This is a genomic window from Amycolatopsis sp. NPDC054798, from assembly GCF_053611505.1.
Genome location: NZ_JBSHAM010000002.1, coordinates 233,517 through 252,168, shown reverse-complemented (window position 1 = coordinate 252,168; position 18,652 = coordinate 233,517). Strand labels below are relative to the sequence as shown.

Here is an 18,652-nt window from a genome sequence, read left to right as displayed (position 1 = left end):
GCCGAGAGTGCTGCGCAGGGGACGGGAGACCCGCTCGGCGGGGTACGAGCTGCGGGCTCCGGAGCCGCACGTCTCCGGGGCGAAACCGCCGGACATCCCGTTGGACCTGCTGCCGAAGCACGTCGCGCTCGTCATGGACGGCAATGGCCGCTGGGCCAACCAGCGCGGCCTGCCGCGGATCGAGGGCCACAAACGCGGCGAGGCCGTGATGATCGACGTCGCGAGCGGCGCGGTCGAGATCGGCGTGAAATGGCTGTCGGTGTACGCCTTTTCGACGGAGAACTGGAAGCGCAGCCCCGAGGAAGTGCGCTTCCTGATGGGCTTCAACCGCGACACCATCCGCCGCCAGGTCGACTACCTCGGCTCGATCGGCGTGCGCATCCGCTGGGCAGGGCGGCGGCCGAAGCTGTGGGCGAGCGTGATCAAGGAACTGCAGGTCGCCGAAGAGAAGACCAAGAACAACACCAAGCTCAACATGACGATGTGCGTCAACTACGGCGGCCGCGCCGAACTGGGCGACGCGATGCGCCGGATCGGCCAGGACGTCGCGGCCGGGAAGATCAACCCGGACAAGATCGACGAGCGCACCATCGGGAAGTACCTGTACCAGCCGGAAATGCCGGACGTCGACCTCTTCCTGCGGCCGTCGGGGGAACAGCGGACGTCGAACTTCCTGCTGTGGCAGTCGGCATACGCGGAGATGGTCTACCAGGACACGCTGTTCCCGGACTTCGACCGGACCCACCTGTGGCAGGCCTGCCTCGACTTCGCGAAGCGCGACCGCCGGTTCGGCGGCGCGGTGGACCAGGCAGGGAGCACGAAATGAGCACCGCGGAAGCCGCCGAGACCGGCGCACTGCTCACCCGGGCGCGCGAAGCGCTGGAACGCTACCTGGAAGTCCACGTCGACGACGACGGCGCGATCACCTTCTCCCACGCGGACGTCCCGTGCGTCGTCCAGGCGACCCGCCTCGCGGACGGCCTGACGGTGCTCAGCCTGACCTGCGTGGTGGCCTGGGACCTGCCCGACGACCCGGCCTTGGCGGTGGCGGTCGCGGAGCGGGCCGGACAGGGCCTGTTCGGGACGCTGGGCGTCGGCCACACGGAGCGCGGGATGGACGTGACGCTGCGGTACGCGTTCCCGGCGGAGGGGATGGACCCGTCGCCGCTGGGGACGTTGCTGATGCTGGTGGTTTCGACTGCTTCGCAGCTGCGGACGGAACTGCCTGGCGTGGAGGCTTGAGCCGGGTTTCTTCGCGGCTGTCGGGGTTTTGCCTGGCTTGGGCCTGCGGCGGCGTCGCCGGGCGGTGGTGATTTCGCCGGTCCTGATGGTTCGCGCTGTGGCGTCGAATGCTCTGTGGCTGTTCGCGGGGATCCACAGTGGCCTCACCGAGCGGTGGCGATTCCGGGGATCTTGGCCGTCTGCGTTGCTGCCTCGGCTGCTTGACGATCCCGCCGCAAGCGAGTGCGGTCACTCACTGCCTTCGCCTCGGCGTTGGGCGGTCGCCGGTGAGTTTTCCTTCCTCCTCGGCTGATTCGCCGGAGTCGTGCCGGGTTCGCCGCTGTCCACGCATCACGCCGCCCCTGCGGATCCGGGTCGCACCCACCTCGGCCGAAAGCGTCTCCGATCGCCGCTGTCGCTCCTTCGCCAGGCACCCCTCCCGGCCAAACCGCCCCATCGCCCCCGCCGCTCCCACTCCCCGTCCCACGCGCCTCCACCTGCCCGATCCCCCCGCTTCCTCCCTCCCAATCGGGTGACATTCCGGCAAAACCGGCGCGAGAGGTCCCCTCGCGACACCGGCGGCTGGGGTTCTGTCGGACCCGGCTGGCATCATCGCCGTCGTGGAAACCCTTTCCAACAACGCCGCCGAGGAGCGCCCCCGCACTCGGCGGTTCCGGATCAGCTCCATCGAGATCCTGTGCGCCGTGCTGCTCGTCGCTGTCCTCGCGCAGAGCCGGCTCCAGGACCTCTTCGACGTGCCCGCGCTGCGCACCGGATCCACTGTCTTCGTCGCGGTGTGCGTGCAGGCGCTGCCGTTTCTCGTGCTCGGCGTGCTGATCAGCGGCGCGATCGCCGCGTTCGTGCCCGCCCGCGCGCTGGAACGGGTTCTGCCGAAGAAAGCGTCGGCCGCGGTCGGCGTCGCCGGGCTGGCCGGAGTCGCCTTGCCCGGCTGCGAATGCGCGTCGGTTCCCGTCGCGCGGCGGTTGATCGGCCAAGGCGTCGCACCCGCCGCCGCGCTCACCTTCCTGCTCGCCGCGCCCGCGGTGAACCCGGTGGTGCTGGTGGCCACCGCCGTCGCGTTCCCCGGCCGTCCGGAAATGGTGTTCGCCCGGTTCGCCGGTTCGCTCGCCACCGCGATGGCGATGGGCTGGATCTGGGCCCGCTGGGGCAAACTCTCCTGGATCACCGAGCGGGCGCTGCGCCGCTTGCCCGATGTCCAACCGGGACAGCGATGGCGCGTGTTCGCCGAAACCGCCCGCACCGATCTCGTGGAAGCCGGTGGGTTTCTGGTGCTGGGCGCGCTGATTTCCGCGTCCCTCAACGTTCTCGTGCCGGCGAAGTGGTTCGAAGTGCTGTCCGGGCAGATCATCGTCGGCGTCGTGGTGATGGCGGTCCTGGCCGTGGTCCTCGCGCTGTGCAGCGAGGCCGACGCGTTCGTCGCCGCTTCCCTCACCGCTGTGCCGTTGCTGCCGAAACTGGTGTTCCTGGTGGTCGGCCCAGCTGTCGACGTCAAGCTTTTCGCTCTGCAGACAGGAACTTTCGGCCGCTCCTTCGCCGCCCGGTTCGCCCCGGTCACCTTCGTGGTGGCGATCGCCTGCGGCACTGTAGCGGGCCTGATCTTCCTGGGAGGCGTCCGATGAGGCGCGAAACCCAGAACGTGCTGTTGATCCTGCTGGGCGGCGCGCTGGTGAAGATCGCGCTCAACGGCGACTACCTGCGCTACGTAAAACCAGCCCAGCAACCATGGATCATCGCGGGCGGCGCGGTGATGCTGCTGCTGGGCGCGACAGCCATCGTCCGAGACATCGTGTCCGCGCGCGCCGCAGCTAAAGCCGCCCAAGAAACCGAAGCGCACGCCGGACATCCAGACGCACACGGCCACCATCATCACCCCGCGCGTTCAGCCTGGTTGCTGGTCGTCCCAGTGCTCGCGGTGTTCCTGGTCGCCCCGCCCGCACTCGGCGCGGATTCGGTCACCCGCACCGAAGCACGCCTGCCCGCCAGCGCCGCGACCACGTCGGCAGCCGCGTTCCCGCCGCTCCCCGCCGGAGCAGTGGTTCCGATGGCGATGAACGAGGTCGTCACGCGCGCGGGCTGGGACGCCAACGGCACGATGAACGGGCGCACCGTTGAAGTCTCCGGCTTCGTCGTGCACACCGGAGGCCAAACCCTGTTGGCCCGTTTGGTGATCAGCTGCTGCGCGGCCGACGCGGCCCCCGTCACCGTGCACCTCAAGGGCGGCGGCGCCGACCGCTTCCCGAGCGATACCTGGCTGCGGGTCGCCGGTCAGATCGTCCCCGGCACCGCGACCGAGGCCAACGGCTACACGCCGGACCTGGTCCCGGCGACGGTCGAGCGGATCACCGCGCCGAAGGATCCGTATGAATACTGAACGGAGCGACGCCCCCGGCTCCGCGGCCTCGACCGCGTCGGAACGCGGACCGCCGCGGCCGCCCGCCCGGTGCACCTGAGTTTCGTCGGCAGGCCCCGGCGTTCTGCTTCGGCTGCTCGCTCAAGCCCCGCGACTTGAGACAGCTCCCGAACAGTTCCTGACCGCGATCGGTTCCACGGTGCTCAGCGTTGCGAAACCCAGCGGCCCGACGGCCTCGCTGCGGCTCCGCCTGCCCGAAGCCCTCTCCGCCCCGCGACGAACCCGCCGCGCCTGCCCGCCCCGGAACGATTCCGCCGCCGGATCGAGGCGGTTCACCTGCTCAGCGGACCGAGGTGCTCCAGCCGCCCGAGACGGAGGGTCACGGCGGCCCATCTGCTCAGCGAGCCGGAGCCGCCGCGGACCTCCGCGGAGCCTTTGCCGTCCGGGCGAGGTCAGCTCGCGTGCTCGGCGCAGGTGCCGGTGATCTCCACGGTGTGGCTGATCTCGGTGAACCCGTGGTCCGCCGCGATTTTCTCCGCCCAGCGTTCCACCGCGGGACCCTCGACCTCCACCGTGCGCCCGCACACGCGGCACACGAGGTGATGGTGGTGGTGCGACGAGCACCGCCGGTAGATCGCCTCGCCGGAGTCGGTGCGCAGCACGTCGATCTCGCCCGCCTCGGAGAGCGACTGCAGCGTCCGGTAGACCGTGGTCAGGCCGATGCCGTCGCCGCGTTTGCGGAGTTCGTCGTGCAGCTCCTGGGCCGAGCGGAAGTCGTCGACGGTGCTGAGCAGGTCTACCACCGCCGCACGCTGCTTCGTGGAACGCCGGCCGGGCACCGGGGCCGGTTTGGGGGCCGGGGACGCCGGGGACATCGTCACTTCCCTTCCTGCACGTGGGCGACCGCGTCGACGACGATGTGCGCCAGGTGATCGTCCACCAGCCGGTAGACGACCTCGCGGCCGCGCCGCTCGCCCTGGACCACCCCCGCGGTCTTGAGAACGCGGAGGTGCTGGCTGATCAACGGCTGGGCGACGTCGAGTTCGTCCACGAGTTCGTGCACGCACCGGTCCGCCTCCCGCAACTGCAGCACGATAGCGATCCGCACTGGAGCAGCGAGCGCCCGGAGCAGTTCGCCCGCGTCGGCGAGCACGCCCGGGGGCAGCACCGCCGGTCCGGACCCGGCGGGCCGGTCTGCCGGGCCGCCCGCGTCGACGGGGTGCGGCGGGTCCGCGGGCAGCTCCGCCTGCGCGTCGCCGGCGATCGGCTCGGCCGCGGCGGAAGCGAGCTCCGGAGACGTCCCGGGGTTCCAGTCCGCGGCCGTGCTCGCTGCGGCCGACTCGTCCGAGGCGGGGTTCTTCACTGAGGCCTCGATGTTCCTGGTAGTTGCCGGATCCGGGGCGGCCGAGCTTGCCCCTGCCGGAGCGATTCGTTCAGAGGAAGCCCCTGCCGGGCCGGTGTCTTTCGCGGAAGTCTCCGCCGTCGTGGAGCGCGGCGCGGCCGAGCTTGCTGCGGCTGCCCTTGCTGGGCTGATGTGTTCTGCGGAAGTCTCCGCCGTCGTGGAGCGCGGCGCGGCCGAACCTGCTGCGGCTGCTCCTGCCGGGCCGGTGTGTTCCGCAGAAGTCTCCGCCATCGCGGTGCGCGGCGCGGCCGAACCTGCCGCGACTGCCCCTGCCGGGCCGATGTTTTCCGCAGAAGCCTCTGCCATCGCGGAGCGCCGAACGGCCGAACCCGCTACGGACTCCCCACCTGCCGCACCGCCGCCGGTCACCGCCGAAACTGGCGCGGCCGCCCCGGCAGCCGCCAGGCCAGCGTGGCCCCCGGCCGCAGCCGAGCCCGAACTTCCCGCCGACGAGCCGTCCAGACCCGCCGCGGCCGGGCCCGGGGACCCGGCCCCCGAACCGGTGGACAGGGCGCTCGAAGGTGCCGATGTCATCGCTGCCTCCACTCGCGTCCCGTCGTCCTGCCTCGTCCCGTCGCCGTCCGCAGCCCGCTCGACCAGGGGGCGGCGTTTCCGAAGCCGGATGTCATTGCCGATAACCTTCGCCGCCATCGTAGTGTTCCCTTCCCCGGCCGCGGCGATCACCGGGTCCCGGGGGACCCGCGTTCCGGATTGACCCGATCGGGTGAGTTCGTGAAGATTTGGCTTGTCGGCTTCGCAAGTCGTGGCGGACGGTGCAAGGTTGTCGCGGGGGCGTTTCGTCGCGTCTCGTACAGTGGCGGATCGCTCGGGGTTGCCGGAGGGCAGTGGGGAGACATGACTCGTTTCGTGACGAAGGCCGCGGTGGCGGTCCTGGCGGCACTTCCGGCGCTGGCTCCGGCCGCCGCGGCGCAGACCTCGGCCGCGCAGGCCGTCGACGAGAAGACCGGGCCGGTGTCGTTCGCCAACGTGGCGTCGATCCGGCTCGGCGGCGACCCCCAGCACGGCGGCGCGTTGATCACCGAGACCCAGCGGTCCCCGCTCACCCCCGGCCAGTCGCAGCTCGGCACGGACCGGGTGGCGGTGCCGAAGAACGACGGCGAGCGCAACACCTTCGGCCCGCATTACGAGATCGACCTCGGCAAGTACGCGGACGCCACGGCCAGCCCGTACCCGGCGGGCATCGCGAGCCGCGACCACCAGGTCGTCGCCGCGCTGCAGACCACCCAGGTGCCCACTGCCGTCGCGGAGACCAACTACGCGCTGCGCGACAACGGCCGCAACAAGCCCAAGGCGCTCGACAACACGATGCTGGTCCTCGAAGGCGCGCGCAGCTCGGTCGACTGCGCCGGTCCCGGCAAGGTCGCCGGCGCCACCACCGCCGCCCGTGTCTGGGTGCGCGGGGAGGACGACGCGCTGAAGCAGGTCGCGATGCCCGCCAGCGGGACGCTCAGCGTGACCGGCCTCAAGATGGGCGCGCCCACGGACGTGCCGCAGACCGACCCGGCGAAGACCACCTCGGACCTCGTCGTGTCCCGCGTTTCGGCGTTCGACCAGCTGATCAAGCAGGACGGCTGGCGCTCCGGCGACGTCACCGCGCAGGCGGGCTGGCGCGTCGAAATCACCACGCACGCGCGCGACGCCAAGGACACCAAGCTGAGCGACGTCCAGACCACCATGGTGCTCGGCGGCGTCAGCTGCTCGATCCCGAAGAACTTCGCCGCCGCGGCCGGCAACGGCTCGGGCAGCGGGGGCACGGTGCAGCAGCCGTCGGTGCCCACCGAGGTCCCGGCCGGCTACCTCGGCGCCGCGGCCGCCGCGCAGCCGGACGATGTGCGCCTGCCGCTCGGCTTCGGGCTGCTCGGCGGCGGCCTGCTCTTCGGCGCGGCCGCGATCGTGCTCGGCCGGCGCCGCGCGGCGCGGGTCGTCCGCTCCCGCGGCGAATAGGCCGTGCCGCGCACCGTGCTGACGGTCGCGTCAGCGGTGATCGCCGTCCTGGCGATCGCGGCCGGCGTGATCGTCCTGACCTGGGTGCCCGCCCCGGTCCCGGTCGCCGTCGCCGATCCGCCGCCCGGTTCGCTGCCGGGCGAGGACGGCGCGCCCGCCGAACTGCCCTCGGACGGCCAGGCGATCGGCCTGCAGCGCCCCGGCAGCATCCGGCTGCCGGACGGCTCCGAGGCCCGGCTCAAACGCACCGAGATCACCCAGAAAGGCATCCTGCCGATCCCGCGCGGCCTCGGCGACGCGGCGTGGTGGGGCGCCCGCCTCGGCGCGAAACAGGGCGCGGCGGTGCTGTCCGGCCACGTCAACTGGGCCGGCGCGAAGGGGCCCTTCGACGACCTGTGGCACGTCCGCACCGGCGACAACGTCAGCATCGTCGACGCTTCCGGCGGCCGCTGGCTCTACCGCGTCACCGGCGCGACCACGATCCCGAAGGAGCAGCTGCCCGCGCAGGCCCCCGGCTGGTTCGCCCAGACCGGCCCGCACCGGCTGGTCCTGGTCACCTGCGGCGGCGACTACGTCGGCGGCACCGAGGGCTACGACGAGAACCGGATCGTCACGGCGGACCTGGTTTCCCGGCCGGACTGAGCCGGCCGCGAAAACCCCCGCCCGGCGGAAAAAAATCCGTGCAACCCCGGCTCGCCCCCACCGCATGTCTCCCCAGAGAAACCTCCGGACCAGGGAGCACGATGCAGGGGACACAAGCACAACCAGCACGCAAACGCGGCGCAGTGATCGTCGTGGCTGCCGTCGTAGTGGCAGCCGTCGTCGCCGCGGTGCTGGTTTTCTTCACCGGCAAGGACACCGCCGATTCGGCGCAGCCGCAGCAGCAGACCGGCACCTCGCAGGTCGGCACTGGCCAGGCGGGAAGCAGCCAAGCCGGAAACACCCAGCCCGACCCCGGGCAGACCCCCGGCACCGTCAAGCTGCCCGGCGGCGGGCAGGCGAAGCTGATCCCCGAGGAAGTCGGCGCGGACGGCGCGCTGCCGATCCCGAAGAGCCTCGGCGAGGCGGCCTGGTGGGGATCCGGCGTCGGGGCCGCGCAGGGCGTCACGCTGCTGTCCGGGCACGTCAACTGGGCGGGCAAAACCGGGCCGTTCCAGGAACTCTGGCGGATGAAACCCGGCCAGGTCGTCACCGTCACCGACGCCGCGGGCAAGCAGTGGGAGTACAAGATCGACGAGGCGCGCACGATCCACAAAACGGACCTGGCCGCCGAATCCGCGAAACTGTTCGACCCCGACGGCCCGCACCGGCTGGTGCTCGTCACGTGCGGCGGCGATTACGTGGGCGGCCAGGAGGGCTACGACGACAACCGGGTCGTCACGGCGTCGCCGGTCACCCGTTCGTGACCTCCGACCTGCGCGGAGGCCCCGGGGACCGGCCGGATACGCTGGACCTTCAAGTCCGATAACCGTCCCCGCATGCGTCCGGAGCGTGGAGTGCCCGCCAATACCATCGAAACCGTCGTCAGTCTGTGCAAGCGCCGTGGCTTCGTCTTCCCGTCGGGAGAGATCTACGGCGGCACCAGGTCGGCGTGGGACTACGGGCCGCTCGGCGTTGAGCTGAAGGACAACATCAAGCGCCAGTGGTGGAAGACCGTCGTGCAGGGCCGCGAGGACGTGGTCGGCATCGACTCCTCGGTCATCCTGCCGCGCCAGGTGTGGGTCGCCTCGGGGCACGTGAACGTGTTCACCGACCCGCTGATCGAGTGCCTTTCGTGCCACAAGCGGTTCCGTGCCGACCAGCTCGCCGAGGACTTCGAGGCGCGCACCGGCAAGACCACCACCGAGGACGACCTGTCCGAGGTGCCGTGCCCGAACTGCGGCACCCGCGGCAAGTACACCGAGCCGCGCGACTTCAACATGATGCTGAAGACGCACCTCGGCCCGGTCGAGACCGAGGAAGGCCTGCACTACCTCCGCCCGGAGACCGCGCAGGGCATCTTCGTGAACTTCCTCAACGTGCAGACCGCCTCGCGCAAGAAGCCGCCGTTCGGCATCGGCCAGATCGGCAAGTCCTTCCGCAACGAGATCACGCCGGGCAACTTCATCTTCCGCACGCGCGAGTTCGAGCAGATGGAGATGGAGTTCTTCGTCGAGCCGGGCGAGGACGAGACCTGGCACCAGTACTGGATCGACGCGCGCACCGAGTGGTACAAGGACCTTGGCATCAAACCGGAGAACCTGCGCCACTTCGAGCACCCGAAGGAAAAGCTCTCGCACTACGCGAAGCGCACCGTCGACATCGAGTACCGGTTCGCGTTCAACGCCGGGCAGGAGTGGGGCGAGCTGGAAGGCATCGCCAACCGCACCGATTTCGACCTGACCACGCACTCGAACCACTCGGGCGTGGACCTGTCGTTCTTCGACCAGGCCTCGGGCCAGCGCTACCGGCCGTTCGTGATCGAACCGGCCGCCGGCGTCGGCCGGTCGATGATGGCGTTCCTGGTCGACGCGTACGACGAGGAGGAGGTGCCGAACGCCAAGGGCGGCACCGACAAGCGCACCGTGCTGCACCTCGACCCGCGGCTCGCGCCGTTCAAGGCCGCGGTGCTTCCGCTGTCGCGCAACGCCGACCTGTCGCCGAAGGCGCGCGACCTGGCCGCGCGGCTGCGCAAGCACTGGAACGTCGACTTCGACGACGCCCAGGCGATCGGCCGCCGGTACCGCCGCCAGGACGAGATCGGCACGCCGTACTGCGTCACGGTCGACTTCGACACGCTCGAGGACAACGCCGTGACGGTTCGCGAGCGCGACAGCATGAGCCAGGAGCGCATCTCGATCGACCAGGTCGAGTCGTACCTGGCCGGGCGCCTGCTCGGCTGCTGACCGACGCGGAAACCCTTTCCGGACGGCCCTTTCCCGCACTGCGGGGGAGGGCCGTCCGGCGTTTCCGTCCCGGATACCCCTGACACCTGTCATGGCCGGGTCGTGACGCTCGGCCTGCGTCTCGGTCCCTGCGGCGCGGCACGCTTCAACGCATGGACAACACACAGGAAATCGCGGCGGGGGCGGCGATCCGGCTGGGCGGGATCGCCAAGCGCTACGGGGACGTGCGCGCGGTCGGCCACGTCGACCTGACCATCGCTCCGGGGGAAGTGGTGGCGCTGCTCGGGCCCAACGGGGCGGGCAAATCGACCACGGTCGACATGATCCTGGGGCTCACCGAACCCGACGAGGGCGCCGTTTCGGTGTTCGGCCGGACGCCCTCCGACGCGGTGCGCGCCGGGATGATCGGGGCGATGCTGCAGGGCGGCACGCTGCTGGACGACCTGACCGTGCGCGAAACCGTCGGTCTCGTCGCGAACCTGCACCGCCGTCCGATGCCGGTGCGGGACGCGCTGCGCGCCGCCGGGGTGGAGGACATCGCCGACCGGCGGGCCAACAAGCTTTCCGGCGGGCAGAAGCAGCGCGTGCGGTTCGCGGTCGCGCTCGTGTCGGACCCCGATCTGCTGGTGCTCGACGAGCCGACCGCGGCGATGGACGTCGGCAGCAGGCGCGAGTTCTGGAAGTCGATGTACTCGTTCACCGAGACCGGCCGCACTGTGCTGTTCGCGACCCACTATCTCGAAGAGGCCGAGGAATTCGCCGACCGGGTCGTGCTGATGCGGGCCGGGGAGATCGTCGCCGACGGGTCCGTCGCGCAGGTCCGCGCCCTGGCCGGCGGCCGCACCATCCGCGCGGTGCTGCCCGCCGGGGTCGACGACCAGCTGGTCTCGACGCTGCCCGCGGTCACTTCCTTCGAACTGCGCGGCGAGCGCGTCGCACTGTCCAGTTCGGACTCCGACACCACCCTGCGCGCGCTGCTCGCCGCTGTCCCGGCTGTGCACGACATCGAGATCGGCGCCGTCGGCCTCGAAGGCGCGTTCCTTTCCCTGACCTCCGACGAAACGGAAGAAGCAGTCCGATGAACCCCGCCTACCTGGTCGTCGAAACCCGCAGGCTGTTCCGTTCGCCGCGGTTCCTGATCTTCGTCGTGGCCTTCCCCGTCTTGATGTTTTTGTTGCAGGCCACGGTGTTCACCAATCAGTCCGCGCCGGACCACGTCGCCGTCGCGGGCGTGCTCATGGTCAACATGATGACGTTCGGCACCTTCGCCGCGGCCACCACGAACGGCGCCCGGCTCGCCATCGAGCGGGCGTCCGGCTGGCAGCGGCAGCTGCGGCTGACCCCGCTGTCCGGCGCGGGCTACCTCGGCGGCAAGGCACTGTCCGGGATGCTCGCCGGGCTGCCCGCGCTGATCCTGGTGCCGGTCATCGCGGCCTTTTCCCAGGGCGTCCACCTCGACCCGGCGGGCTGGCTCCGGATCTTCCTCGGGATTTTCCTCGGCACGATTCCGCTGGTGCTGCTCGGACTGCTGCTGGGCCAGTTCGGCACGCCGGAGTCGATGCAGCCGATCAGCATGATCGTCACCCTCGGCGTGGGGTTCCTCGGCGGGCTCTGGATCCCGCTGGAGGGCATGCCGTCCTGGATGCACGACGTCGCGCAGCTCATGCCGACCTACTGGGTCCTCGGGCTGGTCCGCCCGGTGGTGGCGAACCAGCTGCTGGTGAGCTTCCCGGTCGCGGCGGGCGTGCTCGGCGCGTGGACGCTGGCGCTCGGGATTGTCGTGGTCAGGCGTTACCGTAAGGACAGCGCCCGGGTTTGACCGGGCGGGGAGGGGACAAGGACGTGTGGCCACTCGGCCGTGAGGCGACGACCGGCAAGCCGGCCCCGCGCCGGTACTCGCTCACCGACCGGGCGGCGTGGTGGGACGACCCGTTCCCGGAAACGCGGCGCGGGCCGAGCAAACCCGGCTGGGTGTTCTTCTCGGCGGCGTTCCTGCTGCCCTTCCTGATCCCGGCGACCCGCGGGCTTATCGAGGGCTCCGCACCGCTGTGGGCCCGGATTCCGCTCGGGGCGGTGGTTTACGCCTACGCCGTCTGCTACGCGGTGTTCCCCGCGGTCTTCGGCAAGTCGCGGCGGGTGAAGCTCCAGTTCGGCGGGGCGATGCTCGTGCTGGGCCTGTTGTGCGCGCTGTTCACCGACTCGAGTCCGTACATCCTGCTCTACGCCACCGCGACGCTGGCCTTCCTGTTCCCGGCGGCCTGGGCGGTCATCTTCGACGGGTCGGCTTTGGCCCTGCTGGTGCTGGTGCTGCACCTGCGGGGCGAGCTGGCGGACCGGATCAGCGACGTGATCACGGTCGCCTCGGTCACGCTGGCGATGTTCTTCATGTCCAACCTGATCCGCACGATCCGCAGGCTGGAGCTGGCGAACCAGGAGATCGCGACGCTCGCGGTCGCGAGCGAACGGGAACGGGTCGCCCGCGATCTGCACGATCTGCTCGGGCACAGCCTCACCACGATCACGGTCAAGTCCGGTCTGGCGCGCCGGGTGCTGGAAAGCTCCGGCGACATCGACCGGGCGGTGCGGGAGATCCACGAGGTCGAGGGCCTGAGCCGCTCGGCGCTGTCGGACGTGCGGGCGACCGTCACGGAGTACCGGGAGGTGTCGCTGCCCGCGGAGATCGCGGGGGCGCGGGCGGCCCTGCGCGCGGCCGAGATCGACGCCGAGCTGCCGCACGCGGTGGACACCGTGCGCGCGGAGCTGCACAGCACGTTCGGTTACGTGCTGCGCGAGGCGATCACCAACGTGCTGCGGCATTCCGGCGCGAAGCAGGTGCAGGTGCGGATGGGCCGCGACTGGCTGGAGATCGCGGACGACGGCCGTGCCGCGGAGGACGTCGTCGCGGGCAACGGTTTGCGGGGATTGTCCGAACGGCTGGCCGCGGTCGGGGGCACGTTGACGACGCGCGTGCGGCCCGGGGGAGGATGGGTGGTCCGGGCCGAGGTCCCGGAGCCGAGCCCGGACGGATCCGCCGTCGCGGTGCGGGCCGAACCCGCTGGAGGACTGGCGTGATCCGGGTGCTGCTGGCCGACGACCAGGCGATGGTGCGCGGGGCGCTGGCCACCGTGCTCGGCCTGGAAGCCGACATCGAGGTGGTGGCCCAGGTCGGCGCCGGCGACGAGGTGGTGGCCGCGGCGAAGGAAACGAAGCCGGATGTCGCGCTGCTCGACGTGCAGATGCCCGGCATGGACGGGCTCACCGCGGCGGCCGAGCTGAAGACCGCGCTGCCGGGATGCCGGGTGATCATCTGCACCACCTTCGGCCGCCCCGGCTACCTCGCGCGGGCGATGGCCGCGGGTGCGGCGGGGTTCGTGGTGAAGGACGCGCCGCCGGAACAGCTCGTCGAGGCCGTGCGCCGGGTCCACAGTGGACTGCGCGTGGTCGATCCGGCGCTGGCCGCGGAATCGCTCGCCACCGGAACGAGCCCGCTGACCGCCCGGGAACGCGACGTGCTGAGCGCGGCGAAGGACGGCAGCACCGTCGCGGACATCGCGAAATCCCTTTTCCTGTCCGACGGAACGGTGCGCAACCACCTGTCCTCGGCGATCGGCAAGACCGGCGCGCGCACCCGCGCGGAGGCGGTGCGGCTGTCGGAAGAACGCGGCTGGCTCTAGGCCCGGGGCCGTGCTGGAGAATGCGGCATTGGGTGCGCTCAACGGACCGGACGCCACGGTGGGATTTTCTCAGTAGGCGTTGCGCGCGCGGCATGCACCCAACGCCACTTCGGGCCGCAGATCGCCTCAAACCCCGCTCCGGGGTGCCTTCCCAGCCCCGGACAACGGCTCTGGGAAGATGGCCGCCATGGATGCGTGGACAGGTCCCACAGCGGGAAACTGGGTGCGCCGCCTCGTTTTCGGTGCGGTGCTGGCCCTCGTCGCGGTCGTCGGGGGCACCGCGTTCCGCGTGTGGCAGGTCGCGCGCGAGAACGACCGGACCCCGGCGGACGCGATCGTCGTGCTGGGCGCCGCGCAGTACAACGGCAAGCCCTCGGAGATCTTCACCGCGCGCCTCGAGAAGGCTCGCCAGCTTTACACCGCGGGCGTCGCGAAGACCGTCATCACCGCGGGCGGCAAGAAAGCGCACGACAACTTCACCGAGGCCAAAGCCGGGGCGCGATGGCTGACCAAGCACGGCGTCCCGGAGGCCGCGACGCTGCCGGTCGGCGAGGGCAACGACACCCTGCGCAGCCTGCGCGCGGTCGCCGATCAGGTGAAGGCGCGCGGCTGGCGTTCGGTGGTGCTGGTCAGCGACCCGTGGCATTCCTACCGGTCGCGGACGATGTCCGAGGACCTCGGGCTGGAGGCGTGGACCGCGCCGACGCACAGCGGGCCGATCGTCCAGGAACGCTCGACGCAGGTCCGCTACATCTTCCGCGAAACCGGTGCGCTGCTGTTCTACGAGCTCACCAAGTCGCCCGCGGACGACCTGTTCGGCACGACGATGGGCTGAATTGTCGGTCCCCGCGCCTAAGCTGGCGGGGTGAGTGACGGCTACCGCGAGCACGACCGCGCCCGCGTGCTGGCCGAGGAACCCAAGGGCGCGGCGCTGGCCGGTGCGCGGCCGGACGGGCGCAGCGCGTTCGCCCGCGACCGCGCGCGGGTGCTGCATTCCGCCGCGCTGCGCCGGCTGGCGGGCAAGACGCAGGTGGTCGGGCCGGGCGAGGGCGCGGAGGTCAGCGGCGCGCCGCGGACCCGGCTCACGCATTCGCTGGAGGTCGCGCAGATCGGCCGCGGCATCGCCGAGGAGCTGGGCGCGGACCCGGACCTGGTCGACACCGCCGGGCTGGCGCACGACATCGGGCACCCGCCGTTCGGCCACAACGGCGAACGCGCGCTCGACCAGGCGGCCCAGCCGTGCGGCGGCTTCGAGGGCAACGCGCAGACGCTGCGCATCCTCACCCGGCTGGAGCCCAAGGCGGTCGCGTCCGACGGCGCGACGGCCGGGCTGAACCTCACCCGGGCGTGTCTCGACGCCGCCACGAAGTACCCGTGGCCGCGCCGCTCCGGGGAGCCGAAGTACGGCGTGTACCCGGACGACACGGCGGTGTTCGGCTGGATCCGCGAGGGCGCGCCGGGCCTGCGCCGGTGCCTGGAAGCGCAGATCATGGACTGGGCGGACGACGTGGCGTACTCGGTGCACGACGTCGAGGACGGGGTGCTGGCCGGGCGGATCCGGTTGCGGCTGCTGGCCGATCCGGAGGAGCGCGCGGCGGTCGCCGAGGCCGCGGCGCGGCATTTCTCCACGCTGTCGGCGTCCACTTTGGAGGGTGCGGCGAAGGAGCTGCTCGACCTGCCGGTGGTCGCCGAGCTGGTGCGCGCGGAGCCGGACGGTTCGCTGCGCGCCCAGGTCGCGCTGAAACGGCTCACCAGCGAACTCGTCGGCCGGTTCGCCTCGGCGGCGGTCACCGGCACCCGCGCGGGCTACGGCGAAGGCCCGCTCACCCGGTACGCCGCGCGGCTGGCGGTGCCGGAGCAGGTCGGGGCGGAGGTGGCGCTGCTCAAGGCGCTGGCGTTGCGGTACGTGATGAGCGATCGCCGCCGGTTGGCGATGCAGGACGGGCAGCGGGAGGTGATCACCGAACTGGTCGCGGCGTTGTGCCGGCGCGCGCCGGAGGCGCTGGACCCGTTGCTGGCGCCGGCGTGGGAGGCGGCGTCGGACGACGCGGCGCGGTTGCGGGTAGTGGTGGACCAGGTGGCGTCGCTCACCGACGCGCAGGCTTACGAATGGCATCGATGGCACACCGGACAGCACGGAACGGCGCCGCCTGCCGAACCGTGAACCGAGGAACCACCCGTTCCGGTACGGTCGCCGCATGGCCCTGGACAGCCACCTCACTTTCACCCTGGCGTTGCACGGTGCGACCGCGACCCCAGGAACCGACGCATGCCTCTCGCCGTACTCGGCGGCGAGCGCGCTCGGTCTCGCCCATCTGGCCGCGCGCGGCCGCACCGCGGACGAACTCGGCGCGGTGCTGGGCGACGACCAGGGCGAGCTGCTGCGCGCCGCCGCCGAGCTGGGCGACGACGTCAAGCTGGCCGTCGCGAACACGCTCTGGGCTTCGGACCGGATCACCGTCGAGGACAGCTTCCAATCCGAACTCGTGCGCTGGCCCGGCGGCAAAGCCGAGACCGCGCCGTTCGCGACCGACCCCGAGGGCGCGCGCGAGCGGATCAACGCCGACGTGGACCAGACCACTCACGGCCTGATCCCGGAGCTGCTTCCCGGCGGCGCGATCCACGAGAACACGCGCGCCAGCCTGGTCAACGCGCTCTACCTGAAAACCGCCTGGCGGCGCCCGTTCCCCGAGCAGGCCACGGCGGACGCGGATTTCCACACGCCCGACGGCGTACGCCAGGTGCCGACGATGCACCTGGACGAATCCGTCGGCTACGCGCACGAAGACGGCTGGCAGGTCGTCCGGCTGGCGGCCGAGGGCGGCGTCGAGACGGTGATCCTGCTGCCGGACGGCGACCTCGAGAGCGCCGAAGCCGCGCTCGACGGGCAGTCGTTGCGCGCGCTCGTGGAAAGCCCGAAGCAGCGCAAAATCCAGCTGTCGCTGCCCAAGATCTCCCTTGACGTGCGCGCGGACCTCGAACGGGCGTTGCAGGGCCTCGGCGTCCGCGAGCTGTTCACCGACGACGCGGACCTCACCGGTCTCACGCCGGACCGTCCACTGTGGGTGGACAGCATCCTGCACCAGGCCGTGCTGCGGCTGGACGAACAAGGCCTCGAAGGCGCGGCCGCCACCGCGATCCAGATGCGGACCATGTCGCTCATCTCCGGCGAACCGCTCGAGGTCCGGGTGGACCGGCCGTTCCTGCTGCTGGTGCGCCACGCCGAAACCGGCGCGGTGTACTTCTTCGCCCGGGTGGTGCGCCCCGCGTGAGCGTGTTCCAGCCCGAAGCGAACCCCGACGCGAAACCCGAAGCACCGCCCCGCGAACCCGCGGCGACAGCCGTCGCCACCGGCGAACCGCGGATGCGCCGGTCTTGGGCCGACGCCGGGATCATCGGCGCGTACCTGGCGTTCTCGGTGCTCCTGTTCGGCGGCCTGTGGGCCGACCTCGGCCAGGGCTATCTGTGGAACAGCGCGTCGGACCAGAACCTGTGGGAATGGTTCTTCGCGGTCACCGCGAAATCGGTGCAGCATCTGGAAAACCCGCTCACCAGCGGCCTGCAGAATTACCCGCTCGGCGTGAACATGATGGCCAACACGGCCATGCTCGGCGCCGGAATCCCGCTCACCCCGATCACGCTCGCCTTCGGCCCCACCGCGACCTGGGCGATCGCGCTCACCGGCAGCCTTGCCGGCAGCGCGGCGGCCTGGTACTGGGTGTTCTCGCGGCATCTCGTGCGGCACCGGGTGTCCGCGGCGATCGGCGGCGCGTTTGCCGGTTTCGCGCCTCCGATGATTTCGCACGCCAACGCGCATCCGAACTTCGTCGCGTGGTTCCTGCTGCCGTTCATCGCGCTCAAGGTGATCCAGCTGGCGCAGGGCCGTCGTCCGGTCCGCAATGGGATCTGGCTCGGCGTACTCACCGCGTACCAGATTTTCCTCGGCGAAGAGCCGCTGCTGATCTTTGCGCTCGGCTTCCTGATCTTCGCGGTCGCGTACTGCGCTTCACGGCCGCGAGAAGTCAAAGCGATGGTGCGGCCGGTGTTGCTCGGTGGCGGCATCGCGGTGGCGCTGACCTTGGTCGTCGTCGCGTTCCCGTTGTGGTGGCAGTTCTTCGGCCCGGACAGCTACACCGGGCTGGAGCACGGCCAGGTCGGCAACGACACCGCCGCGATGACCCGGTTCGCGACCCAGTCGGTGTCCGGGCAGCCGGAGGCGGCGGCCGCGGTGTCGCTGAACCGCACCGAGGAGAACGCGTTCTTCGGCTGGCCGCTGATCGTGCTGATGGTCGTGGTCGCGGCGTGGCTGTGGCGCGAGGTCGTGGCCCGGTCGCTGGCGATCTCGATGTTCCTGATGGCCTGGCTTTCGCTCGGCTCCGAGATCACCGTGCTGCACGAGAACACCGGCGTGCCCGGTCCGTGGAAGCTGCTGGCGGACCTGCCGTTGTTCGAATCGCTGCTGGAATCGCGGCTGGCGATGGCGTGCGTGCCCGCGATCGGCGCGCTGCTGGCGATCGCGACCGACCGGGTGTTCGCCGCCGCCGGGAGGGGCGAGCTGAAACTCCCGGTGCGGCTGATCTGGCTCGGTGCGGTCGCGGCCGTGCTGCTGCCGATCGCGCCGACCCAGCTGCTGGTGCAGAAACGCCCGCCGACGCCCGCGTTCTTCGCCGACGGCAGCTGGCAGACCTACGTCGCGCCCGGCGGCACCGTCGTGCCGGTGCCGCTGCCGAGTTCGGGGGAGTCGGAGCCGCTGCACTGGCAGATGGACGCCGGTCTGCGGTACGCGATGCCCGAGGGCTATTTCGTCGGCCCGCAGGGCCCGGACGACAAACGCGGCCGCTACGGCGCCTACCAGCGGCCGACCTCGATGCTGTTCGACCGGGTCCGCGACTCCAAGCAGGCGCAGGAGATCACCGACGCCGACCGGGACCAGGCGATCGAGGACCTGCGCTACTGGAACGCCAGCGTGCTCGTGCTGATCCCGCGCGAGCACAGCGACGCCTACCGCGCCACTGTCGATCTCTTGCTGCGCAAACCCGGGCAGTTCGTGGACGGCGTGTGGATCTGGGATGTGCGCCCGATCACCGGGCGCCGCTGACGCTGTCACATCTCGCGCGGCTGTCCCGTTCCTCCT

Annotated in this window: 18 protein-coding genes; 16 read left to right on the top strand and 2 right to left on the bottom strand. The window is 71.1% G+C overall.

Features of this window, described 5'->3' with window-relative positions:
* The first annotated feature begins 7 nt into the window (after nucleotides 1–7).
* From ACWGIC_RS02720 to ACWGIC_RS02705, 4 genes are all read left to right on the top strand, one after another.
* Nucleotides 8–826 carry an isoprenyl transferase gene (locus tag ACWGIC_RS02720; protein ID WP_452074151.1) on the top strand — a complete coding sequence of 273 codons (819 nt, stop codon included), beginning with the start codon at nucleotides 8–10 and terminating at the stop codon, nucleotides 824–826.
* The gene (locus ACWGIC_RS02715) at nucleotides 823–1,242 is read left to right on the top strand and encodes a YbjN domain-containing protein (RefSeq protein WP_452074150.1); all 420 of its coding nucleotides are present in this window, start codon (nucleotides 823–825) and stop codon (nucleotides 1,240–1,242) included. Before ACWGIC_RS02720 ends, ACWGIC_RS02715 begins: the two co-directional genes overlap by 4 nt.
* Nucleotides 1,243–1,841: 599 nt before the next feature.
* Complete coding sequence (locus ACWGIC_RS02710) at nucleotides 1,842–2,861, top strand: permease (RefSeq protein ID WP_452074149.1); 1,020 nt, start codon at nucleotides 1,842–1,844, stop codon at nucleotides 2,859–2,861.
* Entirely contained in the window at nucleotides 2,858–3,613 is a 756-nt protein-coding gene (locus ACWGIC_RS02705) for a TIGR03943 family putative permease subunit (RefSeq protein ID WP_452074148.1), read from the top strand. The genes ACWGIC_RS02710 and ACWGIC_RS02705 overlap by 4 nt, the downstream gene beginning before the upstream one ends.
* 431 nt (nucleotides 3,614–4,044) lie before the next feature.
* Here ACWGIC_RS02705 and ACWGIC_RS02700 read toward each other — a convergent pair whose 3' ends face one another.
* Complete coding sequence (locus ACWGIC_RS02700; RefSeq protein WP_452074147.1) at nucleotides 4,045–4,467, bottom strand: Fur family transcriptional regulator; 423 nt, start codon at nucleotides 4,465–4,467, stop codon at nucleotides 4,045–4,047.
* Between the two features lie 2 nt (nucleotides 4,468–4,469).
* Nucleotides 4,470–4,832, bottom strand: a complete 363-nt coding sequence (locus tag ACWGIC_RS02695) for an ArsR/SmtB family transcription factor (RefSeq protein WP_452074193.1) — start codon at nucleotides 4,830–4,832, stop codon at nucleotides 4,470–4,472.
* A gap of 1,017 nt (nucleotides 4,833–5,849) precedes the next feature.
* Between ACWGIC_RS02695 and ACWGIC_RS02690 the strand changes: the two genes are divergently transcribed.
* The 12 genes from ACWGIC_RS02690 to ACWGIC_RS02635 all read left to right on the top strand — a co-directional run bounded on the left by ACWGIC_RS02690 (nucleotide 5,850) and on the right by ACWGIC_RS02635 (nucleotide 18,616).
* A complete protein-coding gene (locus tag ACWGIC_RS02690; RefSeq protein ID WP_452074146.1) occupies nucleotides 5,850–6,959 on the top strand; it encodes a hypothetical protein in 1,110 nt (369 codons plus the stop codon).
* A 3-nt stretch (nucleotides 6,960–6,962) separates the two neighbouring features.
* Nucleotides 6,963–7,601, top strand: coding sequence for a class F sortase (locus ACWGIC_RS02685; RefSeq protein WP_452074145.1), 639 nt, complete (start codon nucleotides 6,963–6,965; stop codon nucleotides 7,599–7,601).
* Nucleotides 7,602–7,702: 101 nt separating this feature from the next.
* Nucleotides 7,703–8,365 carry a class F sortase gene (locus ACWGIC_RS02680; protein ID WP_452074144.1) on the top strand — a complete coding sequence of 221 codons (663 nt, stop codon included), beginning with the start codon at nucleotides 7,703–7,705 and terminating at the stop codon, nucleotides 8,363–8,365.
* A 90-nt stretch (nucleotides 8,366–8,455) separates the two neighbouring features.
* A complete protein-coding gene (locus tag ACWGIC_RS02675; protein WP_452074143.1) occupies nucleotides 8,456–9,844 on the top strand; it encodes a glycine--tRNA ligase in 1,389 nt (462 codons plus the stop codon).
* Nucleotides 9,845–9,996: 152 nt separating this feature from the next.
* Complete coding sequence (locus tag ACWGIC_RS02670) at nucleotides 9,997–10,926, top strand: ABC transporter ATP-binding protein (RefSeq protein WP_452074142.1); 930 nt, start codon at nucleotides 9,997–9,999, stop codon at nucleotides 10,924–10,926.
* Nucleotides 10,923–11,663 carry an ABC transporter permease gene (locus ACWGIC_RS02665; protein ID WP_452074141.1) on the top strand — a complete coding sequence of 247 codons (741 nt, stop codon included), beginning with the start codon at nucleotides 10,923–10,925 and terminating at the stop codon, nucleotides 11,661–11,663. The genes ACWGIC_RS02670 and ACWGIC_RS02665 overlap by 4 nt, the downstream gene beginning before the upstream one ends.
* A gap of 23 nt (nucleotides 11,664–11,686) precedes the next feature.
* The gene (locus tag ACWGIC_RS02660) at nucleotides 11,687–12,916 is read left to right on the top strand and encodes a sensor histidine kinase (RefSeq protein ID WP_452074192.1); all 1,230 of its coding nucleotides are present in this window, start codon (nucleotides 11,687–11,689) and stop codon (nucleotides 12,914–12,916) included.
* A complete protein-coding gene (locus ACWGIC_RS02655; protein WP_452074140.1) occupies nucleotides 12,913–13,518 on the top strand; it encodes a response regulator in 606 nt (201 codons plus the stop codon). Before ACWGIC_RS02660 ends, ACWGIC_RS02655 begins: the two co-directional genes overlap by 4 nt.
* 187 nt (nucleotides 13,519–13,705) lie before the next feature.
* Nucleotides 13,706–14,353, top strand: coding sequence for a YdcF family protein (locus tag ACWGIC_RS02650; protein WP_452074139.1), 648 nt, complete (start codon nucleotides 13,706–13,708; stop codon nucleotides 14,351–14,353).
* A 30-nt stretch (nucleotides 14,354–14,383) separates the two neighbouring features.
* Nucleotides 14,384–15,682 (top strand): deoxyguanosinetriphosphate triphosphohydrolase, encoded by a 1,299-nt coding sequence (locus ACWGIC_RS02645; protein ID WP_452074138.1) that lies wholly within the window; start codon nucleotides 14,384–14,386, stop codon nucleotides 15,680–15,682.
* A gap of 34 nt (nucleotides 15,683–15,716) precedes the next feature.
* Nucleotides 15,717–16,790, top strand: coding sequence for a serpin family protein (locus ACWGIC_RS02640; RefSeq protein ID WP_452074137.1), 1,074 nt, complete (start codon nucleotides 15,717–15,719; stop codon nucleotides 16,788–16,790).
* On the top strand, nucleotides 16,787–18,616 hold the full coding sequence (locus ACWGIC_RS02635) for a glycosyl transferase (protein WP_452074136.1): 1,830 nt from the start codon (nucleotides 16,787–16,789) through the stop codon (nucleotides 18,614–18,616). The genes ACWGIC_RS02640 and ACWGIC_RS02635 overlap by 4 nt, the downstream gene beginning before the upstream one ends.
* Nucleotides 18,617–18,652: the final 36 nt, after the last annotated feature.